The organism is Chondromyces apiculatus DSM 436 (genome assembly GCF_000601485.1).
GTDB lineage: Bacteria > Myxococcota_A > Polyangia > Polyangiales > Polyangiaceae > Chondromyces > Chondromyces apiculatus.
Genome location: NZ_ASRX01000008.1, coordinates 181,742 through 206,145 on the forward strand (window position 1 = coordinate 181,742; position 24,404 = coordinate 206,145).

The window sequence follows — 24,404 nt, forward strand, 5'->3', positions numbered from 1 at the left end:
TGCTGCGCTGGGCGACGTCTCTGTGGATGAGCAACACTCACCGAAGACCACGCCGCGGAGGCTGAGACCTCCCGGCTTTGTGGATCCCCGGATCGCTGGATGCAGTAGGCTCCGGCCTGACTGGCCATGACGATCTGGAGGTGGAAGGCACTCGCGGGGCTTGGCTTCGCCGCCGCGTGCGGACAGGGCTCTCCATCTCCCGGCAGCGCGACGGCTCCCCCGGCGAGCCCCACCGGAGCTGCTGCAGTCACGGCCCAGGGCACCTCCAGCCCCACGGCGGGTGGTGAGACGTGCACGCCAGGAAACAGGCGCTGCGTGGACGATACGACCGCCGAGATGTGCAGCGCCGACGGCCAGCAGTTCCTGCGGACTGCCTGCGATCCGGGCGCCCTTTGCCTGGAGGGCCGCTGCGTTGGCCTCGACACCCCCGCGGGGAAGCTCGATCGGGCGCGCCTGTACACCCTGCGCGGCGAGGGGTGGCTGAACGGATGGGGGGGAACCGAGGCGCTCTCCACGAAGTCGTTCGATAAGCTCAAGGGCAACCCGGAGGGCGTGCTTGCCGGTGAAAACGCGATCGGGCTTGCCCCGCGCTGTGCAGCCGGCGGCTTCGTGGCGGCGCTCGACAAGGACAAGAAGCGGCGCGGCGAGACCCGCCACGCGCTCCTCGCGGGCTACCTGGTGAGCGGCCAGCGCCGCCCGGTGACCCTCCTCGCCGGGGTGCGGGGTGGCGCGCGGATCCACGTGAACGGCGCGCTCGCGCTGGACGCGCGTCGACCCGGGGGAGAGGCCCCCTTCCAGGACGAGCTGGTGGTGGACGCGGAGCTGCGCGAGGGGGTGAACACGGTGGTGGTCGTGGTCGCGCAGGAGAGCCCGACGCCTGCGGGGCTGTGGCTGCGGGTGCGCGGGCGGAGGGGCGAGGCACTCCCGGACCTGCTGTTCGCGCCAGCTTCGGAGGAGGGGTGCGCTCTCGGAGACCTGCTCGACGTGCGGTGGTCCTCCCGCCCCGTCACCGAAGGATTCGCGGTGGAAGCGCAGGTGCGGGTCCCGGGGCTGTGGCCACGCATCCGCGGGGAGCTGGGATACGAGGCGCGGCTCGATCACCGCAAGGCGAGGGAGGAGACGCTCGGCCGGGGCACGCTCGGCGCAGCCTCCCTTCAGGGTGAGGGAGCCACGCTCCCGTTCACGGCGCGCTTCGCGAAAGCGGGCCAGGCCGAGCTCCGGCTACGGCTCGGGACCGAGGGAGCCCCAGGCAGCAATGCCGCCGAGGGCAGCAAGGACGCGGGCAGCAGCAGGAACTCGCGCGGCGGAGACGCGGCCGAGGCACGGCGCACCCTGCTCTTTCACGGCGATCTGCACGATCGGGTGGTGTCGCTCGAAGGCGTGCTCAGCGAAGCGACGCAGGGGACGCTCCCGGCGGGGAGCCGGGACAGCTTCGCGCATCACGTGGCGACGCTGCAGCGAGCGCTCACGGACGGTCCAGACGACGTCTCCTGGTTGCGGGCGACGTTGAAGGAGGCGGAGGAGATCGCAGGGGAGCTGCGCCAGGGACGCGATCCCTACCGCACGCGGACAGGCGTGGTGCACCGGGCCTACCGCTCCACGATCGATGGCGCGCTGCAGCCTTACCCGGTGTTCGTGCCGCCATCGTACCGGCCCGATGGTCCTCCCCTGCCCCTCGTCATCGTGGCCCACGGACTCGACAACCCGCCGGAGGTAGCGCTGCGCACGGCCATCGGAGAGGCCCCCGACATGAGCGGGGACCGGGAGCGGGCCGCGCGGCACCTGCCTTCCTTCCCGGACCAGGGCGCGATCCTGGCGGCGCCCTGGGGCTTCGGCAACGCGGGCCCGCGGCTCCTCGGCGAGCACGACACGCTGGCTGTCATCGAGGCGCTCGAGGCCCACTACCGCGTCGATCCGCGGCGCGTCTCGCTCACCGGCTACTCGCTCGGCGGCACCGTCGCGTTCACCGTACCCCTCCACCATCCCGATCGCTTCTCCGCCAGCGCGCCCCTCTGCGGCTACCCGAACCTCAAGGACTACCGCAGCATCCGCGGCGTACGGCACGCACCCTGGGAGGATCGCCTGATCGAGCAGCGCTACACGGTGCGCTACGCCGAGAACGGGCTCCACCTGCCGCTGCACGTGGTGCACGGGGGGAAGGACGGTCCAGAGCGCTCGAAGGTGGTCGTCGAGCGTTACCGGGCGCTCGGCTACAAGGTCGACTTCGATCTTCAGGAGGACCTGGATCACAACGTCTGGGATCACGGCTACGAGCACGGCCGGATGATTGCCTGGCTCATCGCGAGACGACGGCCGGAGGCTCCTTCCCGGGCGCGCCTGGTGACGGGGGAGCACCGCTACGATCGCGCGTACTGGGTGAGGCTCCTGCGCCGCCAGGACGGCGCGGCGCGCGGCGAGATCGACGGGAGGTGGGCGAAGGAAGAGCGGCGGGTCGAGGTGACGACGAGGAACGTCGAGGCGCTCGCCCTCGACTTCACGGGCATGGGGGCGGCTGGCGGAGGGACCGCGCGCGTGGTGCTCGACAGAGAGGCTCCCATCGAGGTGCCGGAGCCCGCGGGAGAGGTGTTCTTCGTGCGTCAGGGTGGGGCGTGGACGCGCGCGACCGAGGCCCCCTCCACGGCTCACCGGAAGCGCCCGGGCGTGGCGGGCCCGCTCGACGACGTGCTCCGTCACCCCCAGCTCATCGTCTACGGCACGCTGGATCCGGCGCAGGCCGACGTGAACCGGCAGGTCGCGGAGTACCACCGAGGGCCCGCCACCGGGGCCGAGGTGCGCATCCCGATGAAGGCCGACACGGAGGTCAGCGAGGCCGAGCTCACCGGCCGCAGCCTGGTGCTCGTGGGCGGGCCGGCGAGCAACCGGGTGACAGCGCTGTTCGCGAGGGATCTGCCCGTGAAATTCGAGGAGGGCGCGCTCACCCTGCGTGGCAAGAGGCACGAGGGAGATCACGTGGGCGTGTCGCTGATCTGGCCGCACCCCCGTGATCCGGCGGAGTACCTGGTGGTGCACGCGGGTGTGACCTTCCGGGGCACCCTCTACAGCCGCCACCTGCCGCGGCTCGTGCCGGACTTCGTGGTGTACGACGCGCGGATCACCACTCAAAAGGGGGAGATGCTGATGGACCTTCGCCCGGCGCTCGATGGCGGGTTCTTCGGCGAAGCCTGGGATTGAGGGCCCCGGGTCGTCACGGCGTTGACAGCGAGCCGTCTTCCGAGGTTTGACTGCCGGGGTGAGCGGTCGGCCGAGAGCGGTACGGGCGGGGAGCCGACGCGGCAATGCCGCGAACCCGGGCGCGGATGGCGGCAAGGGGAGTACCGCGACGCCGGGCGCTGACAGCCGCCGGAGCAAGCCGCCCTCCCGCACCTCGCATCCTCCCGCGTCATCCACGCCGCGCAAGCCGCGCACCCCGCGCAAGCCGCCCGGAACGCGGATCCAGCGCGCGGTGGCGGGGGTCGTCGTGGGGTTCGCGCTGGTGTCCCTCGTGGCGGTGGCCGTCGTCGTGGGCTACGGCCGCGCGCGCGCGCCGGACCAGGGCAAGCTCGTGGAGATCTACTGGCCAGGAGGCCTCGACGCCGGGGAGGCAGCAGCCCTGCTCGCCGCCGAGGGCCTCGTGCGCAGCGAGAGCGGCATGGAACTCTACCTGCGCGCGACGGGCGGCGCGGACCAGTTCGTCCAGGGCCCCCACCTCCTCTGGCAGGGCCTCAGCGCGCGAGAACTCCGTGACCTCCTCCTGCGCCTGCCGGACCGGCCCACCGTGAAGGTGACCATCCCCGAGGGGTGGAGCCGCTTCGACATCGCCGCGCGTCTTGAGAAGCTGCACGTCGCCGGCCACCGCGCCTTCCTCGCGGCCACCGCCGACCCGGAGCTGCTCGATGCTGTGGGCATCGAGCGCGCCGGCAGCGTCGGCGCCGAGAGCGCCGAGGGCTACCTGTTCCCTGCCACCTACGATCTCCAGCTCGACAGCGATCCGCGCGAGGTGACGCGGCGCCTCGTGGCGGAGTCGGACCGGCGCTGGAAGGCCCTCGTCACCCGGCACAAGGATGGGTTCGCGGCCCTTGGCGCCTCGCTCGGGTGGGGCCGGCGCGAAGTGCTGATCATGGCGTCGATCATCGAGAAAGAAGCGGTGGTCGACGAGGAGCGCCCGCTCATCGGCAGCGTCTTTGTCAACCGGTTGATGGACCCGGCCTTCAAGTCGAGGCGGCTGCAGTCCGACCCCACCTCGCTCTACGGGTGCGTGGCCTATCCCGCGGATGCTCCGAGCTGCGCCGGGTTCACGGGCAAACCCACCCCAGAAGTCGTCCGGGACCCGAAGAACCGTTACAGCACCTACGCTCACCCCGGCCTCCCTCCAGGGCCCATCGGCAACCCCGGAGAAGCCTCGATCACCGCCGCCCTCTCGCCTGCGGCCACGAAATATCTCTACTTCGTGGCCACCGGTGGCGGCCGACACACCTTCAGCGAGAGCCTCGATGCCCACAACGAGGGCGTCCGACGCCTCCGTGAAGCGGTGGGCGGGAGCTCCCGGTAGCGCGCAGCACGCCGAGACGCGGCTCAAGAGTAGGCATCCTGCCTGAATCTAGAGTAATGCTCTTCCGCAGAGGGGGGTGCCCTCCCCCGGCACTGCATTGAAAAGGAGAGACTGACATGCTTACGCCTCGAAACAGCCGTCGCCTGATCGCGCATGCCTCGCTCATCGGCGCCCTGTCGACCATGACCGCAGCGTGCGGCGGCCTCGGGCCTGGTGATTACGTGGGGTATCGGGTCGCGACCAGCGAGGTCAAGCCGGGCTCCGATTGCTTCCCGGGTGACGAGATCCCCGATTCGATCAAGGACGACACCACCACGTTCAGGAATGGCTCGACCTTCCTGCTCTACGTAGCAAGCGACGAGGAAGCCCTCCTCGACACCGGCGCGCAGGTGCTCGCTGGCACCATCGACGGCGATACCTTCCGCTTCTCCGGGACGAACACCAACGTCGAGTACCCGCCGGGCACGACCTACTACGATGCTGACGGTGACGGCATCCCCGACAACGAGGACCCCAGTGTCGATCCCACCATCGACACCGACAACGACGGCTACCCCGACTACGCGGACGAGGAGGTCGACGTCAACAACGACGGTGTCGACGATCGCATCCGCGAGATGCCGAGCGGTCTGAAATACACCACGACGTCGAGCGTCACGATCACCATGACCATCGACGGCTCGGCCGTCGACGGCGACATCGCGACCTCCCTCAAGAATGCCTGCAGCGGCGCCACCTGCCCCGAGGACTACGACACCTCCTGCGGCTACTCCTCGTCCTTCAAGGGCATCGAGGTCGAGGACGTCGACATCTCCATCAGCCCCGCGACGGGCGGCAGCAACCCCAATAGCCCCTGAGCCACTGCGCTCCACGCGCGAAGCGCCTCCCTCGCGGCGCGTCGCGCGTGGTCTCCGCGAGGCCAGCGCCCACCACCACCCAGCGCGTTCCGGTCGCATCCGCAGGGCAACGTTTCTGCAACCTGCAGACTTCATGGCGCACGGGCGGGACACCTGATCTAGATTCCGCGCCGTGCTCACTTCCACGACGTCCTCCTCGCCCGGCGGCGCGCGCGCGCCCCAGCGCCTCGCTGCTTGCGCCATGCGCGCCGCCTTGCTCGCCACGGCCACGGCCCTGACGGTCACGCTCGGTTGCTCCACCCCGAGCGCCACCAGCGCCAGCGACGGGAGCCATCCCCCCTCGCAGGCCCAGGCGCCCGCGACGACGTCTGCCACGGCCCTGCCCTCCCCTGCCACGGCCGCACCTCCTGCCCAGACCCCGACCGGCGTAGCCTCCACTGCGGACCCGGCCGCGGCGGCAGCACCCACCGGGGAAGCCACCGCTCCTCCGCCGGCAGTTCAGGCGCCCGCGGAGGCCCCCTTGCCCGACGTCAAGGTCACCAACATCGGCATGCACATCGGCGGCGGGCCTCACGACGCCGTGACCAAGGCCCCCATCAAGCTCTCGGTCGAACCGCACTTCGACGACCTGCGCCGCTGCTGGACCCACGTGGACGACCCCAAGAAGGGAGGTGACTTCGGCGTCGATCTCCGCATCGAGCGCGAGGGTGGCAAGGCCCAGGTCACCAAGCCCCGCACCGCCCTCAAGGGCGAAGGGTTCTCCGCGTGCGTGGTCGGGGTGTTCGAAAAGATCGACTTCCGCAAGCCCCGTGGGGGCACGACGGTGGTGAGCTACTCGATCCGGTTCGCGCCCTGATCGCGCCTCTGCGGGTCAGCGGGGCGACGCGGGCACCTCATCCGCGGTCGCGCTCGCGCTCCCTCGCGTCCCACGCGACGCCTCGACGGCGGTCTCACCCGCGCGGTCCAGCGCGAGCTTGAACAGGATCGGCCCCAGCACCTCGTTGAACGCCACGCACGCCACCACCAGCGCACGGAAGCCACTCCCCAGTGTCGGGAAGGCGCGCTCCATCACCAGGCCGAGCCCGATGGACAGGCCTGCCTGCGACACCAGCCCCGCCGAGGCCCACCGCTGGATGAGCGGCGGATCCCCGGCGAGGCGGCTGCTGATGCGGCCCGCGACCCAGGTGATCACCGCGCGGGACACCCCGAGCAGGAGCGCCGCCGGCCACAGATCTCGGAGCAACGGCAAGTCGAGGTGCGCACCGGCTGTCGCGAAGAACAGCACGAATACCAGGCTCGCAGCATCCTGCACCGCGTGCAGCAGCTTCTCCCCCTGCCGGGAGAGGTTCATCACCACGAACCCCGCGGTCATGAACACGAGGAGCGCGTCGAAGCGCAGGTAGCGGAGCATCTCCGTCGCCCCGAAGCCGAGCGCCACGAACACCAGGATGAGCTGCCGCCCCACGACCCGCAGGTAGGCGGCGAGGCCCAGGCCCAGGGTGGTGCCGATGGCGACGCTGCCGAGGAGCTCGTGGCCGAGCACCTCCAGCTCGTGCAGCGAGATCGACGAACCGGGCTCGATGAGCGGGCGCACCGCGCTGATCGAGCACGCCGCCATGGTGATCACGACGATGTCGCTCGTCATCACGAACGCCAGGGTGTGCATCGCCAGGGGTCCGCTCGCCCGCGTCTGCGCCAGGATCCCGAGGGTCGCCGAGGGGCTGCGGCTCACTGCCAGGACCCCCCACAGGACGGCCACGCCCGCGGCGGCGGCCACGGGCAGCGCTGCCACGAAGGGGATGAGGTTGCGCGCGGCGTAGAAGATCGCCGTCAGCCCCACGAACACCATCACCGTCTGGAAGAGCATGTGGATCGCGATGCTCTTCAGGACCTTGCGCACCACCTCGAGCTTCAGCTCCGCGCCACCCGCGAGCGCGATGAGCGCGAGCGCGAGCGCGTTGACGCCCGACAGCGCGTTCACCGTGTGGTGATCCACGAGGTGCAGCACGTGCGGCCCGGCGAGGACGCCTGCGAGGATGTAGCCGGACAGGTGCGGCAACCCGAGCGGCTCCACCAGCTCGCTCGCGAGCGTCCCGGCCAGGAGCAGGAAGCCAGCAGCAGCGATGGTCGAGGCCGAGCCGTGGACATCCTGACTCCCCCGGGTGCCCAGATAGAGCAGCGCGAAGAGCAGCAGCAGCACCAGCGCGTGCGTCAGGTGCTGGCGCACTCCCTTCGGCCTCGTGTCGCCTCCGCCGCTCATGGGCTGCCATCCTCCGGCCTGGGGATGGTGGGGAGCTTCTGGGGAGCCGGGAGGGGCGTCGTCCCTGGCAGCGAAACGCCTCCGGGGAGGGGTGTCGCCAGCACGTCGGCCGCCGGGATCGGGCTCACCTCCGAGATGCGCGCCCCGTCGGGCGACGCGCTCCAGCGGCTCGGCCGCGGCGGCACCTCGCTCACTGCCGCGATCTCGCCGGCCTTCCGGAGCAAGGACCGCAGGGACACCGGCCCCACGAACTCGCCGAAGACCGTGGCCACGGCTGCGCAGAGCAGCACCGCGTCCCCGACCTTGCCCGGGAACCGCAGTGAGAAGCCGAGGCCCATGCTCATGGCCACCGCGCCGCACGAGAGCATGCCGAGCCCGAGCGTGGCCGTCGTCGCCCCTGCCGCCGGGCACACCCGCCGCACCACGAGGCCGGCGCCGACCTTCGCCAGCACCCGCGCCGCGAGCGCCACGCACGCCAGCGGCAGCAGGTAGGGGGCCTCGAGCGGCCGGAGGTGCGCACCGGCCAGGAGCAGCACGGGGAGCAGCACCGGGCGCTCGGTGGGCGCCACCATGGCCACGATCTCTCCTCGGTGCTGCGAGCCCCCGGCGATGGTGACACCCATGACGAACGTCGCGAGCAGCGGAGAGAGGCCGAAGCGCGCCGTGGTGCCGATGGTGAGCAGCGACGTCCCGAGGAGCACGCCCCAGCTCTGGATGAGCCGGAAATCGCTGCCGAGCAGCACCACCGCGATGAGGCCCAGCGCGACCCCGATGCCGATGGTGATCGCCGTCCAGACGTAGACCGGGATCGAGAGCCCCCCCTCGGCCGCCGGGGCGAGGGCGAACGCCACGCCCATGATCAGGAGCGGCCCGAGATCGTCGGAGTCGGCGAGATCGTCGATGAGGCTCGCGAGCTGCCCCCGCGCCCTGTAGCGCTCCACCACCCAGGCGACCGCATGGCGCGTCGTCTCCCCGCAGGCTGCGCCGACGCCGAGCGCGAGCACCGTGCGCTCTCGCGCGCCGAGCTCCGACGCGAAGATCCCCGACGCGACCCAGACGGCGATCCCGACCACCGCGCCCACCCCGAGCGACAGGCCCACCCCGAGCGCGAGCCGTGCCGGCCCCACCCGTCCCTCCTTCGAGAAGCCGAAGCCCAGCCCGACCACCAGCGCCAACCACCCGAGCGCCACATCGGCGACGGGCTCGAACATCGAGAGCGTGGAGCGCTCCACCAGCCCGAGCGCGAAGGGCCCGAGCGCAAACCCGAGCACCACGAACTCCGACCCCGAGGGCAGCCCGTAGCCGCGGAGCGCGTGGCCCCCCACGAGGAAGCTGCCGATGTACGACAGGAGCAGCAGCCCCATGAGGAGCCAGACTTCGTTCAAGGCACCTCACCAGGAGCCGCGCTCCGACCTGATCGCTTCCCCTCAGGAGGCCGCCCCAGCGAGATCCCCGCGGCCGCGAGCGCCAGCGCAGCCCCAGCGAGCCAGCGCCCGCGCGCGTCTCGGTCCTCCGAGACCAGCGTCACCCGGAAGTGCGCGCCCCCCTCGTCGAGCCCTACCAGGTTGACCCGCGCCCGGCCGCTCACGCTCCCCGCGGCCCGCGCCAGGATCTCCTGAGTCCGCGCCAGATCCGCCGACGGCGAGACGCTCAGCGCGATGACCATCAGCGGGTGTCGCCCGAGCAGCCGGGTGGGGTGCACCAGGCTGAGCAGGTGCGGCACCCGCACGGGGCATCCATCCTCGTCCTCGAGGCGCACTTCGAGGAGCGAGAGCTCCCGCACCCGACCAGCCCGTCCCCCCACCTCGACCATGTCCCCGAGCCGCATCTTCCGGCCGTAGACCACGGCCACGCCCGTCGCCGCCGACGCGAGCACCGGGACCGCGGCGAGCCCCAGCATCACCAGCATCACCATGCCCGTGCGCGCGAGCGACCCTTCTGACACGCCCGTCACCAGCGGCGCCCCGAACACCAGCGCCCCGACCACGATGGCCATCCGCACCAGCACCCCGGTGGGCGCCGCGAGGTCCGCAGGCAGCCACCCGACCTTGGTCTCCTCACGCGCCACGCTGCCGAAGAACAGGCCCACGAAGCGCAGGACGAGCAGCACCACGAGCGCCGCGAAGATCGCGATCACCAGCACCGGCACGCTCACCGCGAGGCGCCCGACCAGCGCCGACACCGGCGCGAGCACGAACCCCGTGAGCCGCTCGCGCACGCTGGCCGTCGCCTCGAACAGCGAGAACGAGAAAATGAGCCAGGTGTAGATGACCCCGATCTGCGCGAGCACCCGGAGCACGCCGAGCGACACCGAGAGCGCGCCCTTGAAGGCCGCGGGGCGGACGATCTCGATGCCCCCCAGCACGATGGCCGGGAGCTTGTCCGGGTGGTCGGCGATCCAGCCCCGCACCCGCTTCACCAGCTCACCGACCTTGCGGAGAAGCGCCAGCGCGATCAGCCCCGAGAAGACCACCAGCGAGACCGAGAACACGAGCTGCGCGGCCTGGCTGCGGCTGCGCTCCCGGGCCAGCGTGTCGCGCACCTTGGAGGCCACGGTGTCGGCGTGGACTCCGAGCGAGGCATCGCCAGCGGCCAGCGCGTCGGAGGGCCCGAGCTGGATGAGGGGGCTCTGGCCCACGTAGATCACCGCCACGTCGCCGCTGATGTCCACCCGGACCTCGGGGATCTCGGGCTCCTGGGCGGCGCGCTCCAGCACCTGGACCGCAGCGCGCGCGCGCTGCTCGGGCGTGCGCCCACCGCGCGGCCCTCGCACCACGAACACCGTCCGGTCCATGAAGCGGATCGGCGCCTCTTCCTGCGGCTCCGCCGACGCCGCAGGTGGGAACGGCGGCGGCAGCGCGAGCGTCGGCACCGGAGGCGGCACGGCGGCGCTCGCCGCCGGCAGAGACGGGCGGCGCGAGCGCGGTGGCTCAGGCTCGGTCTCGTACTCGTCCCCGAGCAGATCGCCCCCGGACACCTCGGCATCCGCGGCCCCGGCTCCCCCGTCCCCCGGTCCGCCGTCCTGCCCCGCGGCTCCGCCGTCCTGCTCCGCCGCGCCCGCGTCGTTCGGGGTGGCGCCGGCATCCTCCACTGCGCCCGCGTCGGTCCTCGTCCCCGCGTCCGCCAGCGCCCCAGCGTCCGTCAGCGCCTGAGCGTCGGCCCTCGTGCCAGCGTCGGATCTCGTGCCAGCGTCCGGATCGGCGCTGCCCGCAGGAAGGCGCTCAGGAAGGCGCGCAGGTCGAGGCGCCCTGGCATCCGTCGAGGGCCCCGCGTCGCTCGCTCCCTGAGGGCCCTGGCCCTGCGCCGAAGCTGCCGGCGGGAACACCGCCATCCCGGGCACGACAACCGCGGCAGCGAGCGCCGCTGCCAGAGTCCTGGCAGTCCCAGGGCGCGCGAAGAGCCGCTTCACGGCCGGAGCTTCCGCGGAGTGGGCGAGAAGGTCAAGCCGTGCCGGTACCCGGTCGCTCTCAGGGAAGAGGCGGTCCGGCGACGCAACGCAGCCCAGTCACCCCATCACGTCGCCACGGCTCTCCCTGCCCGCGGTAGGAAACCCGCGCGATCAGCGCGCTGATCCCCCACCCACCGCCCCTCAGCACGCGACACCGCGTGCGCACGGTGCTGCCTTGCGCATCCAGGATGGGCATCTCCGGCGCCAGCGCTGCGTCGAGCGCCACGAGCGCGGGCTGCCCAGGGCCGCCGCGCACGTACGCCTCCCACGCGCCCGGATCGTACCAGTCGGCGCACCACTCCCACACGTTGCCGGCCTGATCCCAGGCCCCGTAGGGTCCTTCACCACCCGGGAAACACCCCACCGGCGTGACGCGCTGGAACCGGAACCCGGTGTTGGCCAGGTGCGTGTTCCACGGACCGCCCCACGGATAGCGGCGCTCCGGGTGCGGGTTCTCCTGGCCCTCGTCGAGTTCGAGCCCGCCGCGCGCGGCCTTCTCCCACTCCGACTCGGTGGGCAGCCGGACGACCCACCCTTCGGGAAGCTGCGCAGGCCGTCGTCGCCGATCGAGCCACCGACAGTAAGCCTCGGCCTCCCAGAACGACATCCCGGTCACCGGCGCGTTCCAGGCGCCTTGCCGCTGTACGGCCCAGCCCTCCGGCGCCGACAGCCCCTCACGGCACCGGAACGCCCACCCCTCCTCGGTCCAGAACGCCGACGCCTCGTAGCCACGATCCTCGACGAAGCGCGAGAACTCCTCGATCGTCACCGGCCAGCGCTGCACCAGGATCCGCGGCAGCCAGGGCACCACGTGGCCCGGCTTCTCGTCCTCCATCGCCTGCTCGTCGTCCGCAGGCGCTCCCCGGAAGAATGGCCCCTCGGGCACCTCCACCCAGCGACGCTCCTCGATGAGGCGCGGATCCCCCACGCGCCCCAGCGCCTCGCCCACCCCGACCCGCAATGGCTCCGGCGATCTCCCATCCTCCAGCACCCCGAGCATCGCGTCGCGCTCCCTGCGGATCGGCGCGAGCAGGAACGGCTCCAGGTCGAACATCGCCACGTCTGCGAGGAGCGACGCCGCCCCCGCGGCTCCACGCGCCCGCTGCAGGAGGGGCAGCTCCGGCGATCCCGACAGCGCCCCGAGCAGCCGCGACAGGGCCCCTGGCCGGTGCGCCGCGAGGATGCCCACCGCGAGGCGCAACGTCTCCCGGAAGCTCGGCTCATCCACCCGCGCGCACACCACCTCCTGCAGCTCTGCCTCCGGCAGGTCGGTGAGCTGCACCGCGGCCAGGTATTCCTGGAGCGTCCGGTGCGCGAACCTGCAGCGGTGATCGCCGTCGATCTGCAGGATCCCCGCCTCGCGTGCCTGCGCTTCGAGCAGCGCGAGCGCCTGCTCCCCGAGCGCCGCGTCGCTCTCCAGCTCCTCGTGCGTCCCCTTCCCCACCAGCCGGCGCGCCACCACCCCGGCGAGCACCTCGAGCTGCTCCGCCTGGCGCAGATCCTCCGGCGCGCTCACCTCCATCAGGTGCCATGCCACCGCCGACAGTGCACCCCGCACCACCGCAGGCCTGAAGTGCGCATGCCGCTCGAAAGGACGGAGCAGCACCTCCAGCACCGCCTCGTAGAGCAGCGCCCGCTGCTCCGGGATGTGCCCGCGCCGGTGGTGCACGAGCGCGATCTCCGTGAGGAGCAGCGGCTGCCCCGCGAGTGCGGTCAGCGCCTCGCTCGCGCGGATGGTTTCGAGGAGCGAGCTCACCTTGCCCGCCACCTCCGGGTGCTGATCGAGCCGCACCCCCTCGGGCACCCGCGCTGCCGCTTGTACCCAGCGCGTGACGAAGCGCTCCACCTCGGCCTCTTCGAGATCGAGGAGCTGCGCCTCCGCGAACGGCGCCTTGAGCCGCACCCCTCCTCCGTATCCCGCAGGCCGGGTCGTCACCATCACCCTCCCCGGTCCCTGGCGCGCCGCGATCTCCAGCGAGAGCGCCACGAGCGCGCGCGTCATGCGCTGGCGATGCGCGAGGTCCGGGATCTCGTCGAGCCCATCGGCGAAGAGCGCCACCTGCTTCCCGCGCAGCGCCTCGCGCAGCCACCCCTCCGGGAGACCCCGCTCCCGCTCTGCCCAGGCAGCGATGGCAGCCACAAGCTCTCCCGCGCCTGCCCCCTCCGGCATGAGCGCCGCGATCTGTGGGAGCGCGATCAGGAGCGGCAGTGGCGCCGCCTGACCTTCGAGCAGCAGCTCCGCCCGAGCCTCGCCGTCGCCTGCGAAGGCCCGCGCACCGAGGTGCGCGAGGTGGCGAAGCAAGGTCGTCTTCCCGCTCCCGGGCCCGCCGACCACCGCCAGGAATGGCGCCCGCTGCCACAGCGCGACCACCCCCGCCCGCGTCGCGCGCATCCCCTCCGGCCCACCCCCTTCGCCGCCTGGCCCCTCGCGCCCTCGTGCCCCTCCGTCCTCGTCCCCTGCCTCGCTCCCCGCCGCCACCCCCAGCTCCTGGACCGCGAGCGGGACGAACACCTGGTCCAGCCGGATGCGCAGCGCGTTCACCCCGCTGCTCAGCCCGATCAGCATCGCCCACCGCGTCTCGTTCTCCAGCCGACGCAGGTACGTGCCCAGCGCGGCCCCCGAGATCCCGCCCCCAAGCCTCCCGCCTGCGCGCAGCTCTCGCGCCCGCCACGGTAGCCGCACCGTGCCCCCCTCCGGCCTCACCCAGCGCCTGTGCCCCTCGCCATGACCTTGCACGCAGGCGAGCGCCTCCACCCGCGTCCCCTCTCCATCCACTTCCACGAGCAGCGCCACCCCCGGCTCACCGGCGCCCCTGAACACCCCGCCGGCCGCGAGGATCACCGCCCCTCCCGTCCCCTCCGCCAGCACCGTGGGCTCGCCATGCGGCCGCGTGTGCAGCAGAAAGTCGACCCCGCCGACCAGCGCGTCCCGCACCGCCACCCGCTCCACCTCGTGCAGCCACCCCAGGGGGTGATGCATCAACGCCACCCGCAGATCGGGCCGTTGCCCGTCCCCCTCCTCCGCAAGCGCCGCGAGCCCTTGCCGCACCAGCCGCTCTCCCACCACGAGGTGCCCCTTCATCCCCTCCTCGTGCGCGAGCCACGCCGAGTTGAACCCCAGCACCGACACCCGCCTCCCCGCCACCTCGCAACGTGCGAGGAGGTACGGCTGCTCCCCCGAGAGCTGCACCCCGAACCCCTCGCGCAGGAACGCCGAGAACCCCTGAAACCTGCGGAGCGCGATCTCCCGGTCCTCGCCTCCTGCGGCCCCGAAGAAGGCCTCTGCGTCCCGCCGCTCCTCCAGCGAGAGCGAGAACCGCGTGCTCACCCGTGCCCTGTCCATGTCGTGGTTCCCGGGCACGACGAAGATCCGCTCCGCTGGCACGCCGGTCACCCGCGCCAGCTCCTCGAAGAAGCGCAGCGCCGCCCGGTACTGCTCCGGCTTGCCCGAGAGGGCCACGTCACCCGTGCAGAACACCAGATCCGGCTTCTTGGCGGCGAACGGCCCTCCTTCCGCGAAGGCACGCACCAGCCTCCCGTAGATCGCGTCACCGCCCTCCGCATCGCCAGCTCCGAGGCGCAGCTCGGAGAGGTGGAGCCAGCGCAGCGGCCGCGCTCCCTGCTTCTCTTCGAGACCGTCCTGCATGTGGTGAAGCCTCGCTGACATGATCCCTCTCTCGCCGCGTGCACCGCGTGCACCGCATCCTTCGCACGCTCAGCCCCTCAAGGCGTGCACCTCTCACGCTAACCGCACGCCTGGCACGCGCTCAACCAGGCCCGTGTGCCCACCCTCCCACCGGAGCAAGAGTGCGACGCCGCGACGCCTGGAAACAGTGTAGACCGACCTTGAATCATCCATCCCCTCGGTGGCTTGACACCCGCAGGCCCGTTCGGAAAGTTGAAGTTCGTGCTCTCCATGCCCGCCGCGCTCACCGCACCCGCACCGACATCTTCCGATCCGGTGGCGCTGAACGTGTCCACCGTGGTCGACGACGGCGTTCACTGCGCTGCTCCCGCACGCGCTTCCAACGCCGATCCAGGCGAGAACCCGAGCCATCACCCCGAGGCGCACGAGGTCTAGGCTCCCCTTTGACCATCCTCATCGTCTCGATCGTCGCGTTCGCCTTCGGCTTCATCGGATCCATCCCGCTGACCGGCCCGATTGCGGCGATGGTCCTCAGCGCCAGCGTGCAGCAGCGCCACAGCGTCGCGGTGCGCATCGGCCTCGGCGCCGCCCTCGCCGAGGCCATCTACGCCGCCGTGGCCTTCTGGGGCTTCTCCACGTTCCTCGCCGACCACCCTGTCATCCTCTCCGCGGCGAACGGCGTGAGCGCCCTCGTGCTCGGCGCCCTCGGCGTGTACTTCATGCGCTGGCGCCCGACCGAAGACCCTGGAACCACCCGCGATGACAGCGGCCGCGGGTTTCTCCTCGGCTTCACCGTGTCCATCCTCAACCCTACCCTGATCGCCACCTGGAGTGCGGCCGTCGCCTACCTTTACGGGCGGAAGGTCGCCGCCTTCACCCCCTTCGACGCTCTTCCCTTCGGCATCTCCGCAGGCGCTGGCGTCGCTGCCTGGGAGATCCTGCTCGTCGCCCTCCTCCGCCGCTACGGCTCCCGCTTCCCCCGCCGCACGCTCACCTGGCTGATCCGCTGCATGGGCATGCTGCTCGTCGTCATGGCGGTGAGCGCCGGCATCGACTTCGTCCGCGCCTTCCAGCATCCCTGACGCGACCCCTCGCTGGGCGTCATCACCTTCTCACGATGAGGCGCAACATTCCGGGAACCTCACGGCCTGACCGCTGTCGGGCCCCCCGTGGACGATCATCCTCGCAGCCCTACCCGCCTGTCCCTCCTCGCCGCCGTCGACCGCGTCGGCGCCATTGCCGCGCAGCACGCCCACGCCTCCGAGGAGGCCCGCACCCTCGTGCCCGAGGTCGTCGCCGCCCTGCGCGAGAGCGGCCTCCTTGCCATCGCCATCCCACGCGAGTTCGGGGGGATGGAGTGTGACCCGCTCCTCCAGGCCGAGGTCTTCGAGGCCATGGCCCGCGCAGACACCTCCGCTGGCTGGTGCCTGATGATCTCGGCCCTCAGCGCCGCCATGGCCGCCGCCTACCTCCCTGACGAAGGTGCCCGGGCCATCTTCCCCTCGCCCGCCATGCCGTCCTCCGTGTGTGTCGCAGGGTTCCGCGTCCCCACGGGCACGGCGCGCCAGGTCGCAGGCGGCTACCGCGTCGAGGGTCGCTGGCCTTTCGGCAGCGGCATCCGCCACGCGGACTGGATCTTCACGGCAGCCCTCGTCCCCGCCGAGCGTGAGGGCGACCCTCCGCGCATGATCGACGTGGCCATCCCTGCAGCCGACGTCCACATCGAGGACACCTGGCATGTCGCCGGCCTGCGCGGCAGCGGTAGCGAGCACTACCGGCTGAAGGATGCCTTCGTCCCCGACGCCTTCACCTGCCCTGCGCCCACCGCGCCTCCCCGCCGGGGAGGTCCCCTCTACCGTCTCCCCATGCTGGCCCTCGTCGCCCCTGGCCATGCCGGCTTCGTCCTCGGCGCTGCCCAGCGCGCCCTCGACGAGATCACCGCCGTGGCGCCCCACCGCATCAAGGCCTGGCCCCAGACGCCGCTCGGAGCACACCCTGCCTTCCAGATGGACCTCGGCCGCGCTGCCGTGAAGCTTCGTGCCGCCCGCGCCTACACCGTCGACGTCCTCGGCAGCACCTGGGATCGCATCTGCTCGGGCGAGAACCTCTCGCAGGCCGACTGGGTCGCCATCCGCACCCTCACCACCTACACCACCGAGATTGCCGCGGAGGTGGGCACGTTCGCCTACCACGCCGGGGGCGCGAGCGCGCTCTATGCCACGAGCCCCTTGCAGCGCTGCTTCCGCGATCTGCACGCCGCGACGCAGCACATCGCCGCCACCGACGACGCCTACGAGTTCGCCGGCCGCCACCTCCTCGGCATGCCCGAGCCCTTCCAGCCCATGATCCTGCCGCGGGATCACGCCCCCTGAGCCAGAGCACCCCGCAGCCTCTCAACCACGGGAACTGCAAGGTGACGAAGGGCGCCCGCAGGTTCGGTCTCCCGGACCGGGACACAGCCGACCGCCACGATCGAACGATCTGGCCAGGCGGCGCGGGCAGTGAGGATGCCGGGATCCACGCACGCACGCTCGCTGCGCCTCCAAGGGGTCGCCGGCGCCGTCGGAATGAATGACGAAGATCGTGCACTGGTCCCAGTACGCGTCAATCGCGGCAGCGATCTTCTCGGCGCGGCGCTCTCCCACCCCGGTGGGTGCGTCGATACCGATGGATTGGGCCACCTCGTAGGCGCCTGGAAGCTGCGCCGCAGCGGGTGTCTCCGTGGTCCTGTCGAGCAGCGGCAGGAGAAGGGCGTAATCTGTTGGCCCCTCTGCGAAGAGCTCCACGCCGTGCGCAGGGCTGTCAGGATCACGGGGGAATGCGAGGTGAGCAGCATTTGCGGCGGAGATACCTCACCCAACGGATCCTCCCCGTCCTCCTCGATGGCGGGTTCGCCCGGGGGTACATCCGCGCCCGCTTCGCCCGGAGATGCCGGTTCCCGCTGGGTCATCTCCCGTAGAAAGCTGAGCAGGGCGCGAAGTCTCCCTGGGTAGACCCCGTTTTCGGGCTCCTCGATCGCCAGCATCGATGGAAGTGGACCAACCCGCAGTGCCATCAGCAGCGCCAGGATCCGCAGCGTCCCACGCGAATCGGATCGTGGTCCCCGGCTGCCCGCCCTGCCGCGTGAACTGTTCCAGGCTGCGGCCACGCCCTCCCTTGAACGCTTCGTCAATGGGTCCCCTGGTGAGGCGCGAGAGCAATCCCAGCGCGTCGAGCAGGTTCGACGCCAGCGGGCAAGCCGCAGCCTTTTCAGGCTGCAGTCCCTCTGCTAGCGATCCCTCGCCGCGCCGCGAAAGGAGAGACGTTCATGAAGCCCGCTCTGCCAGAAGCCCGACTCCCGCAACAGGTGCACCGTGACCCCTGATTCTCCCGCGCTGCCTCTCGTGTTCGTGCTCAACGGCCCGAACCTCAACCTGCTTGGAAAGCGTCAGCAAGAGATCTACGGCAGCGAGACCCTCGCCGACATCGAGAGCCTCTGCCACGAGACGGCCTCCCGGCTCGGCCTCCGCGTCGACTTTCGCCAGAGCAACGCCGAGCACGTCCTCATCGACTGGATACACGCGGCGCGCGAGGACGCAGCGGGCATCGTCATCAACCCCGCCGCGTACACCCACACCTCGGTGGCCATCCAGGATGCCCTCGCCGCGTGCCCTCAGCCCATCCTCGAAGTGCACATCTCCAACATCCACAAGCGCGAGCCGTTCCGGCAGCACAGCTTTGTCTCCGCCGTCGCCTCCGCGGTCATCTCCGGCTGCGGCAGCCAGGGTTATGCCCTCGCCCTCGCCCGCATCGCTCAGCTCGTCGGCGTCCCGCCGCCTCGCTGACGATCCTCACGCCTCCGGCATCTGTCGCGCACCTGTCGCACCGAGCAGCGGGCGCCTGTGAACGCCGGGCATGCCCCCTGGTCACCGGGGGCATGCCGCAGCGCCGGAGCACACCGGAGAGTCAGTTCTTCACGGGTGACACGTAACCGACGATGGGCTGCCCCGTCCCCGCCTGGTTGCTGCTGTTCACGAACCCCGTCTCGAAGACCTCGCCACGGCCATCGAAGTCGTTGTCGTAGTTCCCATGGACCAGCCTGAAGGTGCTGCCACTGACCTCCGAGACGATGGCCACGTGCGCGTTGTTGCCCCAGACCACGACGTCGCCCTTCTTCGGCACCACGCCCGTGCCCTTGGCCCTCCACGTCCCATTGTTGATCCCGTAGCTCTGGAACGAGGTCACGGCACCCGTGAGCCCGGCGACTTTCGCGCCGGATTGCCCCCAGGTGTAGCGCGCGAAGTCGGCGCACCAGGCCTGACAGCCGACACCCAGGGCCGAGCTGAACTTGTTGCAATCACCCGCACCCGCTTCGTAGCCGACCTCCGCCCGGGCCTTCGACACGATGGTGTTGATCATGGTCGTGGAGCTGCCGCCGCTGCCGCCGCTACCGCCGCTGCCGCCGCTACCGCCGCTGCCCCCGCTACCGCCGCTGCCCCCGCTACCGGTGCCCGTGCTGGTCCCGCAGATGGGCATCCCGGGAACGAAGCCGTTGTAGCCCGTGTACACGTAGAGGTCGGACACGTAGCCGCCCCGCGAAGGGATGTAATTCCAGATGGAGTTGCCCGAGACGACTGTCCCGTTGACCTGACACTCGATCCCCACGCTCGTGCCCTCGTAGACCACACCGACGACGGAGCTGCTGGTGCTCGGCCCCGAGCGGACGTTGATGGCGTCGCCACTCGTGTTGAAGATGGTGCCCGTCGCATACACGACGGCTTGCTCCGCGGAGCCCAGCTCCTCGTCCTCGATGTCCTCGCCATCCATCTGCGCGACGCAGCCCGTCATCACGCCGAGCCCTGCGCACATCACGAGAAAACGAGAAAACGACATGAATGCCTCCGTTACTCCAATCCGGTCCGTTGTCCTCGACCTGCCACGCCTCGCGCCGGATCTTTCCGGGTGCGCTCGCGCGACCCCACCCGGGCCCCGACAGGCAGCGGTCTCCCCCTGTGCTCCGGCTCCGCCATCAAGCAAGCCGAGTGCCATCACCCCGCCTCCGGGCGCCGATGCAGCGAACGCGAGACGCAAAGGGCGTGAATGCAGCCGGATCGATGCAGGGTTTCCTCCACGGGCACCTCCCGCCGCGGCGCAGCGCGCATACCCTGGAGGGACGAATCCGCTGCCGTGACACGCTGCGCACCTTTCCTCCGGACATTCGTGGAACCACGTGGATCGCGAATGCTTCATGTGGTTTTGACCAGCCCGATGTATCTGCGAGGTCCCCTCGCGTCTCACATGGCGCACCTGTGCGGTCGCGTGCTGCCCATCCTCGGAGCCTCGCGCTTGGCGCATCGCATCCAGCGCGGCCTACAGGAGCCCCGCGCTCTCCCGGAGGGCCGCAGCATTCCCGGGATCTGACCTCCTTCCATTTTTCTGAGCCGTCGCGCTCCCCCCTGGGCGACTACTACGGCGCTTGGCCGCCCTCCCCCCCATCCCTGCCCTGACGTACCAGGCCCCCCGCATCGCCTCGGTACATCACCTCCCGCTCGCGCAGGCCGACGACGCAGCGATCGCGCGCGCCACCGCCGAGGGCCACCCCGCCGCGCCCGGGGTGGCCTGGGACCGCTTCTCTCCCCTCGTACGGGGCCTCTTGCGCCGCACCCTCGGCCCCTCCACCGACGTCGAGGACCAGGTCCAGGAGGTCTTCCTCCGCTTCTTCCGCCAGATCGACACCCTGCGCGAGCCGGCCAGGGTCCGGAGCTTCCTCATCGGCATCACCGTGCGCGTCGCCGGCACGGAGATCCGCAAGCGCCGCGTCCGCCGCTGGCTCCGCCTCACCGACACCGGCGCGGTCCCCGAGGAGCCCACCACCGTCGACGAGGACGCCCGCGAAGCCCTCGCCCGCCTCTACGCCATCCTCGACGCCATGAGCGCCGACGAGCGCCTCGCCTTCGTGCTCCGGCACGTCGAGGGGCTCGAGCTCACCGACGTGGCCGCGGGCCTCGACGTCTCCCTGGCCACCGCCAAGCGCAGGCTCTCCCGGGCCACTGCCAAGGTCTTCGCGCGCGTCGAGCGCGACCCTATCCTTGCTGCATACCTCGGACCGCGCCCCACGGCCGAGACGGAGGAAGGAGCATGAGCCGGCCCATCGAGCCCGAAACCACCGATCCCCTCCTCGACCGCGCCGGCCGCCTCCTGCGCGACGCCGCGCCTGGCGAGGTCTCCCCCGAGCGCCACCGCGCCGGCAAGGCCGCCCTCCTTGCCGCCCTCGAACATCGCCCTGCTGCCACGCACGCCGCGCGCGCTGGACGACGCTTCTCGCGCCTCGCCTTTGCCACCCTCGCGGCCTGCGCGCTCGCCCTCGTCCTGCTGTTCGCCCGGCCCTCCGCGCGCGTCACCGTCGTCCATGTCGATGGCGGCGAGATCGCCGCGGGCGGCTACGTCGCCCCCGCGCCCGGGAGCGCCACCGCGGTGCGCTTCAGCGACGGCAGCGCCGTCACCTTGCGCGAGGGTGGACGCGGACGCATCGCCGAGCTCCGCGAGCATGGCGCCCGCGTCGTCCTGGAGCGCGGCACGGCCGACGTCGAGGTCGCCAAGCGCCCTCGCACCGCGTGGTCCATCGAGGCAGGCCCCTTCGTCATCGCCGTCACCGGCACCGCCTTCGAGGTGGCCTGGTCGGCCGAGCAGCAGATCCTCTCCGTGCACATGCGCGAGGGCACGGTCCTCGTGCACGGCCCCATGACCCCCGACGGCGTGGCGCTCACGGCTGGCCAGCGGCTCACCGCCCGCGTCGGCGAGGGCGACCTGCGCATCGAGGCCGAGCCCACGTCGAGCACCGCCGGAGCCGCAGCCGGCGCCCTCCCGTCCCACGGCGCCCCGGCCCTCACCAACCTCACCTCCCCCCTCACCACCGACGCCTCGCGCGACGCCACCGCAGGCACACCCGCCAGCACCCCCAGCACCCCCAGCACCCCGCGCGGCCCCGCGCGCGCCGCCTCTCCCGGAGCTTCCTCCCGGACCCCGGCGCCATCCACCTGGGCCAGCCGCATCGCCGCCGGTGACTTCGCCAGCATCCTCGCCGACGCCGAGGCCCGCGGGCTCGATGCCACCGTGCAGCAGGCCTCCCTCGCCGACCTTATCGTCCTCGCCGACGCTGCCCGTTATGCCCGCCGCAGCGACATCGCCCAGCGCGCCCTCACCGCCCAGCGCACCCGCTTCCAGGGCACCGCGCAGGCTGCCACCGCCGCCTTCCTCCTCGGCCGCATCGCCGATGACGCTCACGCCTCTCCGGCCGCAGCGATCGCACTTTACGACCAGTACCTCCGCGAAGCTCCGGGTGGCGCCTTCGCCGCCGAGGCCCTCGGCCGCAAGATGGTCGCTCTCCAGCGCTCCGCCGGCAGCGGCGCCGCGATTCCCGCCGCGCAGGCCTACCTTCGCCTCTACCCCGAAGGCCCCCACGCCACGGCCGCGCGCACCATCACCGCCAGCCGTGACGAGGACGACCCTGGGCAAGACCGCCAGTCCGAGAGCGCATCTACCGCACCGCCTCCGAGCGCGACCCCCACCTCGCCTGCGCCGCGCGCGCCCGGCGCACCGCCCGCCTCCTCCTCGTCTGCGCCATCTGCGCCCTCCGCACCTGCTGTGCCGTCCGCGTCGTCTGGGCCGCCCCTACCACCGACGCCTTGACCGCCAGCCGCCGCGCTCCCACTGGCCCCGGAGCCATGCCCACAGGGCGCCCGCCTCGCCTTCATCGCCTCGCGGCACTCCTCCTCGCCATCGCGGCGACGACGGGTGCACCGCACGCCACGGCCGCCCCGGAGCGCGTCCTCCTCATGCAACCCCCGTCGCCCGACGCGGCAGCGCGCGAAGCTCTGGTGCGCCTCCGCGCCGAGCTGCGCGCCTCGGGCTTCGAGGTTCACCTCGTGAACCCCGATGAGCCCATGACCTCCGGCGACGCCTCCGCCGCCCCTCCCCTCGGCGAGGTCGCTCCACCAGCCGACGCCCCTCCTGCCGATGCGTCGATCGCTGGAGCGTCGACCGCGGAGGCCTCTCCTGGCGCCACCCACGCCCTGCCTTTTGCCGCGATCTACCTCACCCCTGCTGCGACCGGCCTCGCGGCCGAGATCCACTTCACCGATGGCCGGCATCCCGCTGCCCGCCGTGTCGTACCGGACAGCACCCTCACCGCGGGTGGTCCAGGCGCCCTCGCCATCCGTGCCGCGGAGATCCTCCGCGCCCGCCGCCTCTCCTTCGCGCGCCTCCCCCGCCCGGCGATCCCTCCACCTCCCTTGCCCAGTGCTCCCGCCTCCGGCAAGCCAGCTCCCACCGCTCCCGCCTCCAGCACGCCGGCTCCCGGCGCTCGCCCCTCCAGCACGCCGGCTCCCACCGCTCTCGACCCCAGCGCTCCCGCCCCCGGCGCTCCCGCCCCCGGCGCGCTCACGCGCAGCACTCCGGCCGCCACCGCCCCCAGCACTCCGGCCGCCACCGCCACCCTCTCCAGCGCGCCCACATCCAGCGCCGCCTCCTGCCCTCCGGGCACAGCCCCCTGCGTTGCCCCTGCGCCACCGCTCCCGCTCCTCGCCTCGACCGAGTTCGAAGGCGCCCTCGCGCTCCTCGTCAGCTCCGGCGATTTCGGAGCTGCCCTCGGCCCCGCATTCCGCGCCTCTTACGTCGCGCTGCCCGTCGCCATCCGCGTCACCTGGATGTCGACCACCACCCCCACCGTGCTCACCCACCCGACGGGCAACACCCACCTGCGTCAGTACCACCTCGGCCTCGACGCCGCGCGCTCCCTCGGCCCACCCGACGCCTTGTTCCGCCCGGTCATCGCGGCCGGCGTGGGCATCTACCACCTCACCGCCGAGGGCCACGCCGTGCCGCCGTACCAGGACGACACCGCGGAAGCCTGGACCGCCGCCCTCCAGCTCGGCGCGGGCCTCCGCGCAGGCATCGTGCCTGGAGCCGCCGTGCTGCTCGACGTCGACGCCTTGCTCCTCCTCCCCGAGCCCACCATTGCCTTCCCGGACACCGCCAGTGCCCGCGCTGGCCTCCCCCTGGTGCGCGCCACGCTCGGGCTCGTGGTGTCAGGAGATCCCGAAGCTGCATTTCGTTGAGCCGTGGCGACCCCCCTCGCGCGACTACGGCACAGCCAGCATTTGAACCATTCAATCGAGAGGAGGCATCTCATGCATCGCTTCACCTTCACCCGTCTCGCGTCGCGCACCATCCACGCGGCTACCGCAGTGTTCATCGTGTCCGTGATCGGGTGCCAGATCGAGATCAGCCCGATCAGCATCTCCAGCAGCACGAATGGCGGCGATGACGACAGCGGTCCTTCGGGCGGTATCGGCGGCGTCGGCGGCGTCGGCGGCGTCGGCGGGAGTTCCGTGAGCGTCGGCGGTCCCGGCGGCGGTGAGCCCTGGGGAAGCGGGGCCGCCGGTGGTCCCGACGGGTACGGCGGCACCGGCGGCACGTCTCCCTGGGGTGGTATCGGCGGTGCCGGCGGCGGTGAGCCCTGGGGCGGCGTCGGCGGGAGAGGCTCGGGCGTCGGGGGCTGGGGCGTGGGCGGCGACTAGAGACCTGACCAGTCAAGCCGCAAGCAAGAGCTGCTGGTCAACTACCGCCACGTTGCTGAGCGCGGCGTGGCGTCGCAGGTCGAACAG

At 71.8% G+C, this 24,404-nt stretch carries 18 protein-coding genes; 12 read left to right on the forward strand and 6 right to left on the reverse strand.

Annotation, left to right across the window (positions count from 1 at the left end; translation table 11 throughout):
* The first annotated feature begins 126 nt into the window (after window positions 1-126).
* The 4 genes from CAP_RS06460 to CAP_RS06475 all read left to right on the forward strand — a co-directional run bounded on the left by CAP_RS06460 (window position 127) and on the right by CAP_RS06475 (window position 6,262).
* The gene (locus CAP_RS06460) at window positions 127-3,192 is read left to right on the forward strand and encodes an alpha/beta hydrolase-fold protein (protein ID WP_197041039.1); all 3,066 of its coding nucleotides are present in this window, start codon (window positions 127-129) and stop codon (window positions 3,190-3,192) included.
* Window positions 3,193-3,250: 58 nt separating this feature from the next.
* Window positions 3,251-4,549: an endolytic transglycosylase MltG gene (mltG, locus tag CAP_RS06465; RefSeq protein WP_081864621.1), complete on the forward strand. Its 1,299-nt coding sequence runs from the start codon at window positions 3,251-3,253 to the stop codon at window positions 4,547-4,549.
* A 116-nt stretch (window positions 4,550-4,665) separates the two neighbouring features.
* A complete protein-coding gene (locus tag CAP_RS06470; RefSeq protein WP_044237313.1) occupies window positions 4,666-5,406 on the forward strand; it encodes a hypothetical protein in 741 nt (246 codons plus the stop codon).
* 172 nt (window positions 5,407-5,578) lie between these two features.
* Window positions 5,579-6,262 (forward strand): hypothetical protein, encoded by a 684-nt coding sequence (locus CAP_RS06475; protein ID WP_156040544.1) that lies wholly within the window; start codon window positions 5,579-5,581, stop codon window positions 6,260-6,262.
* A gap of 15 nt (window positions 6,263-6,277) precedes the next feature.
* Here CAP_RS06475 and CAP_RS06480 read toward each other — a convergent pair whose 3' ends face one another.
* The 4 genes from CAP_RS06480 to CAP_RS06495 are packed head-to-tail and all read right to left on the reverse strand — an operon-like array spanning window position 6,278 to window position 14,781.
* Window positions 6,278-7,666 (reverse strand): cation:proton antiporter, encoded by a 1,389-nt coding sequence (locus CAP_RS06480; RefSeq protein ID WP_081864622.1) that lies wholly within the window; start codon window positions 7,664-7,666, stop codon window positions 6,278-6,280.
* Window positions 7,663-9,051 (reverse strand): cation:proton antiporter, encoded by a 1,389-nt coding sequence (locus CAP_RS06485; RefSeq protein ID WP_052374324.1) that lies wholly within the window; start codon window positions 9,049-9,051, stop codon window positions 7,663-7,665. The genes CAP_RS06480 and CAP_RS06485 overlap by 4 nt, the downstream gene beginning before the upstream one ends.
* Window positions 9,048-11,075 (reverse strand): DUF8459 domain-containing protein, encoded by a 2,028-nt coding sequence (locus CAP_RS06490; RefSeq protein ID WP_231511165.1) that lies wholly within the window; start codon window positions 11,073-11,075, stop codon window positions 9,048-9,050. Before CAP_RS06490 ends, CAP_RS06485 begins: the two co-directional genes overlap by 4 nt.
* A 58-nt stretch (window positions 11,076-11,133) precedes the next feature.
* Window positions 11,134-14,781, reverse strand: a complete 3,648-nt coding sequence (locus CAP_RS06495; RefSeq protein ID WP_156040545.1) for an SUMF1/EgtB/PvdO family nonheme iron enzyme — start codon at window positions 14,779-14,781, stop codon at window positions 11,134-11,136.
* A gap of 249 nt (window positions 14,782-15,030) precedes the next feature.
* Here CAP_RS06495 and CAP_RS06500 point away from each other — a divergent pair, with 249 nt between their 5' ends.
* The 3 genes from CAP_RS06500 to CAP_RS06510 all read left to right on the forward strand — a co-directional run bounded on the left by CAP_RS06500 (window position 15,031) and on the right by CAP_RS06510 (window position 17,132).
* Window positions 15,031-15,195, forward strand: coding sequence for a hypothetical protein (locus tag CAP_RS06500; RefSeq protein WP_231511166.1), 165 nt, complete (start codon window positions 15,031-15,033; stop codon window positions 15,193-15,195).
* Window positions 15,196-15,203: 8 nt separating this feature from the next.
* Window positions 15,204-15,842 (forward strand): LysE family translocator, encoded by a 639-nt coding sequence (locus CAP_RS06505; protein WP_044237324.1) that lies wholly within the window; start codon window positions 15,204-15,206, stop codon window positions 15,840-15,842.
* Between the two features lie 87 nt (window positions 15,843-15,929).
* Entirely contained in the window at window positions 15,930-17,132 is a 1,203-nt protein-coding gene (locus tag CAP_RS06510) for an acyl-CoA dehydrogenase family protein (protein WP_044237327.1), read from the forward strand.
* On the opposite strand, the gene CAP_RS55645 is transcribed toward CAP_RS06510, so the two are convergent.
* The gene (locus CAP_RS55645; protein ID WP_197041040.1) at window positions 17,120-17,908 is read right to left on the reverse strand and encodes an AAA family ATPase; all 789 of its coding nucleotides are present in this window, start codon (window positions 17,906-17,908) and stop codon (window positions 17,120-17,122) included. The two genes, CAP_RS06510 and CAP_RS55645, sit on opposite strands and share 13 nt — an antisense overlap.
* 205 nt (window positions 17,909-18,113) lie before the next feature.
* On the opposite strand from CAP_RS55645, the gene aroQ reads away from it, so the two are divergent.
* Complete coding sequence (gene aroQ / locus CAP_RS06515) at window positions 18,114-18,584, forward strand: type II 3-dehydroquinate dehydratase (RefSeq protein WP_044237333.1); 471 nt, start codon at window positions 18,114-18,116, stop codon at window positions 18,582-18,584.
* 121 nt (window positions 18,585-18,705) lie between these two features.
* Here aroQ and CAP_RS49955 read toward each other — a convergent pair whose 3' ends face one another.
* Window positions 18,706-19,632, reverse strand: a complete 927-nt coding sequence (locus tag CAP_RS49955) for a CHAP domain-containing protein (protein ID WP_156040547.1) — start codon at window positions 19,630-19,632, stop codon at window positions 18,706-18,708.
* Between the two features lie 583 nt (window positions 19,633-20,215).
* Between CAP_RS49955 and CAP_RS06530 the strand changes: the two genes are divergently transcribed.
* The 4 genes from CAP_RS06530 to CAP_RS06545 all read left to right on the forward strand — a co-directional run bounded on the left by CAP_RS06530 (window position 20,216) and on the right by CAP_RS06545 (window position 24,317).
* Window positions 20,216-20,881 carry an RNA polymerase sigma factor gene (locus CAP_RS06530; RefSeq protein ID WP_231511169.1) on the forward strand — a complete coding sequence of 222 codons (666 nt, stop codon included), beginning with the start codon at window positions 20,216-20,218 and terminating at the stop codon, window positions 20,879-20,881.
* Entirely contained in the window at window positions 20,878-22,428 is a 1,551-nt protein-coding gene (locus tag CAP_RS06535; protein WP_052374330.1) for a FecR domain-containing protein, read from the forward strand. Before CAP_RS06530 ends, CAP_RS06535 begins: the two co-directional genes overlap by 4 nt.
* Before the next feature lie 35 nt (window positions 22,429-22,463).
* Window positions 22,464-23,855: a hypothetical protein gene (locus CAP_RS06540; protein ID WP_044237338.1), complete on the forward strand. Its 1,392-nt coding sequence runs from the start codon at window positions 22,464-22,466 to the stop codon at window positions 23,853-23,855.
* Between the two features lie 72 nt (window positions 23,856-23,927).
* On the forward strand, window positions 23,928-24,317 hold the full coding sequence (locus CAP_RS06545) for a hypothetical protein (RefSeq protein WP_052374332.1): 390 nt from the start codon (window positions 23,928-23,930) through the stop codon (window positions 24,315-24,317).
* Window positions 24,318-24,404 lie beyond the last annotated feature (87 nt).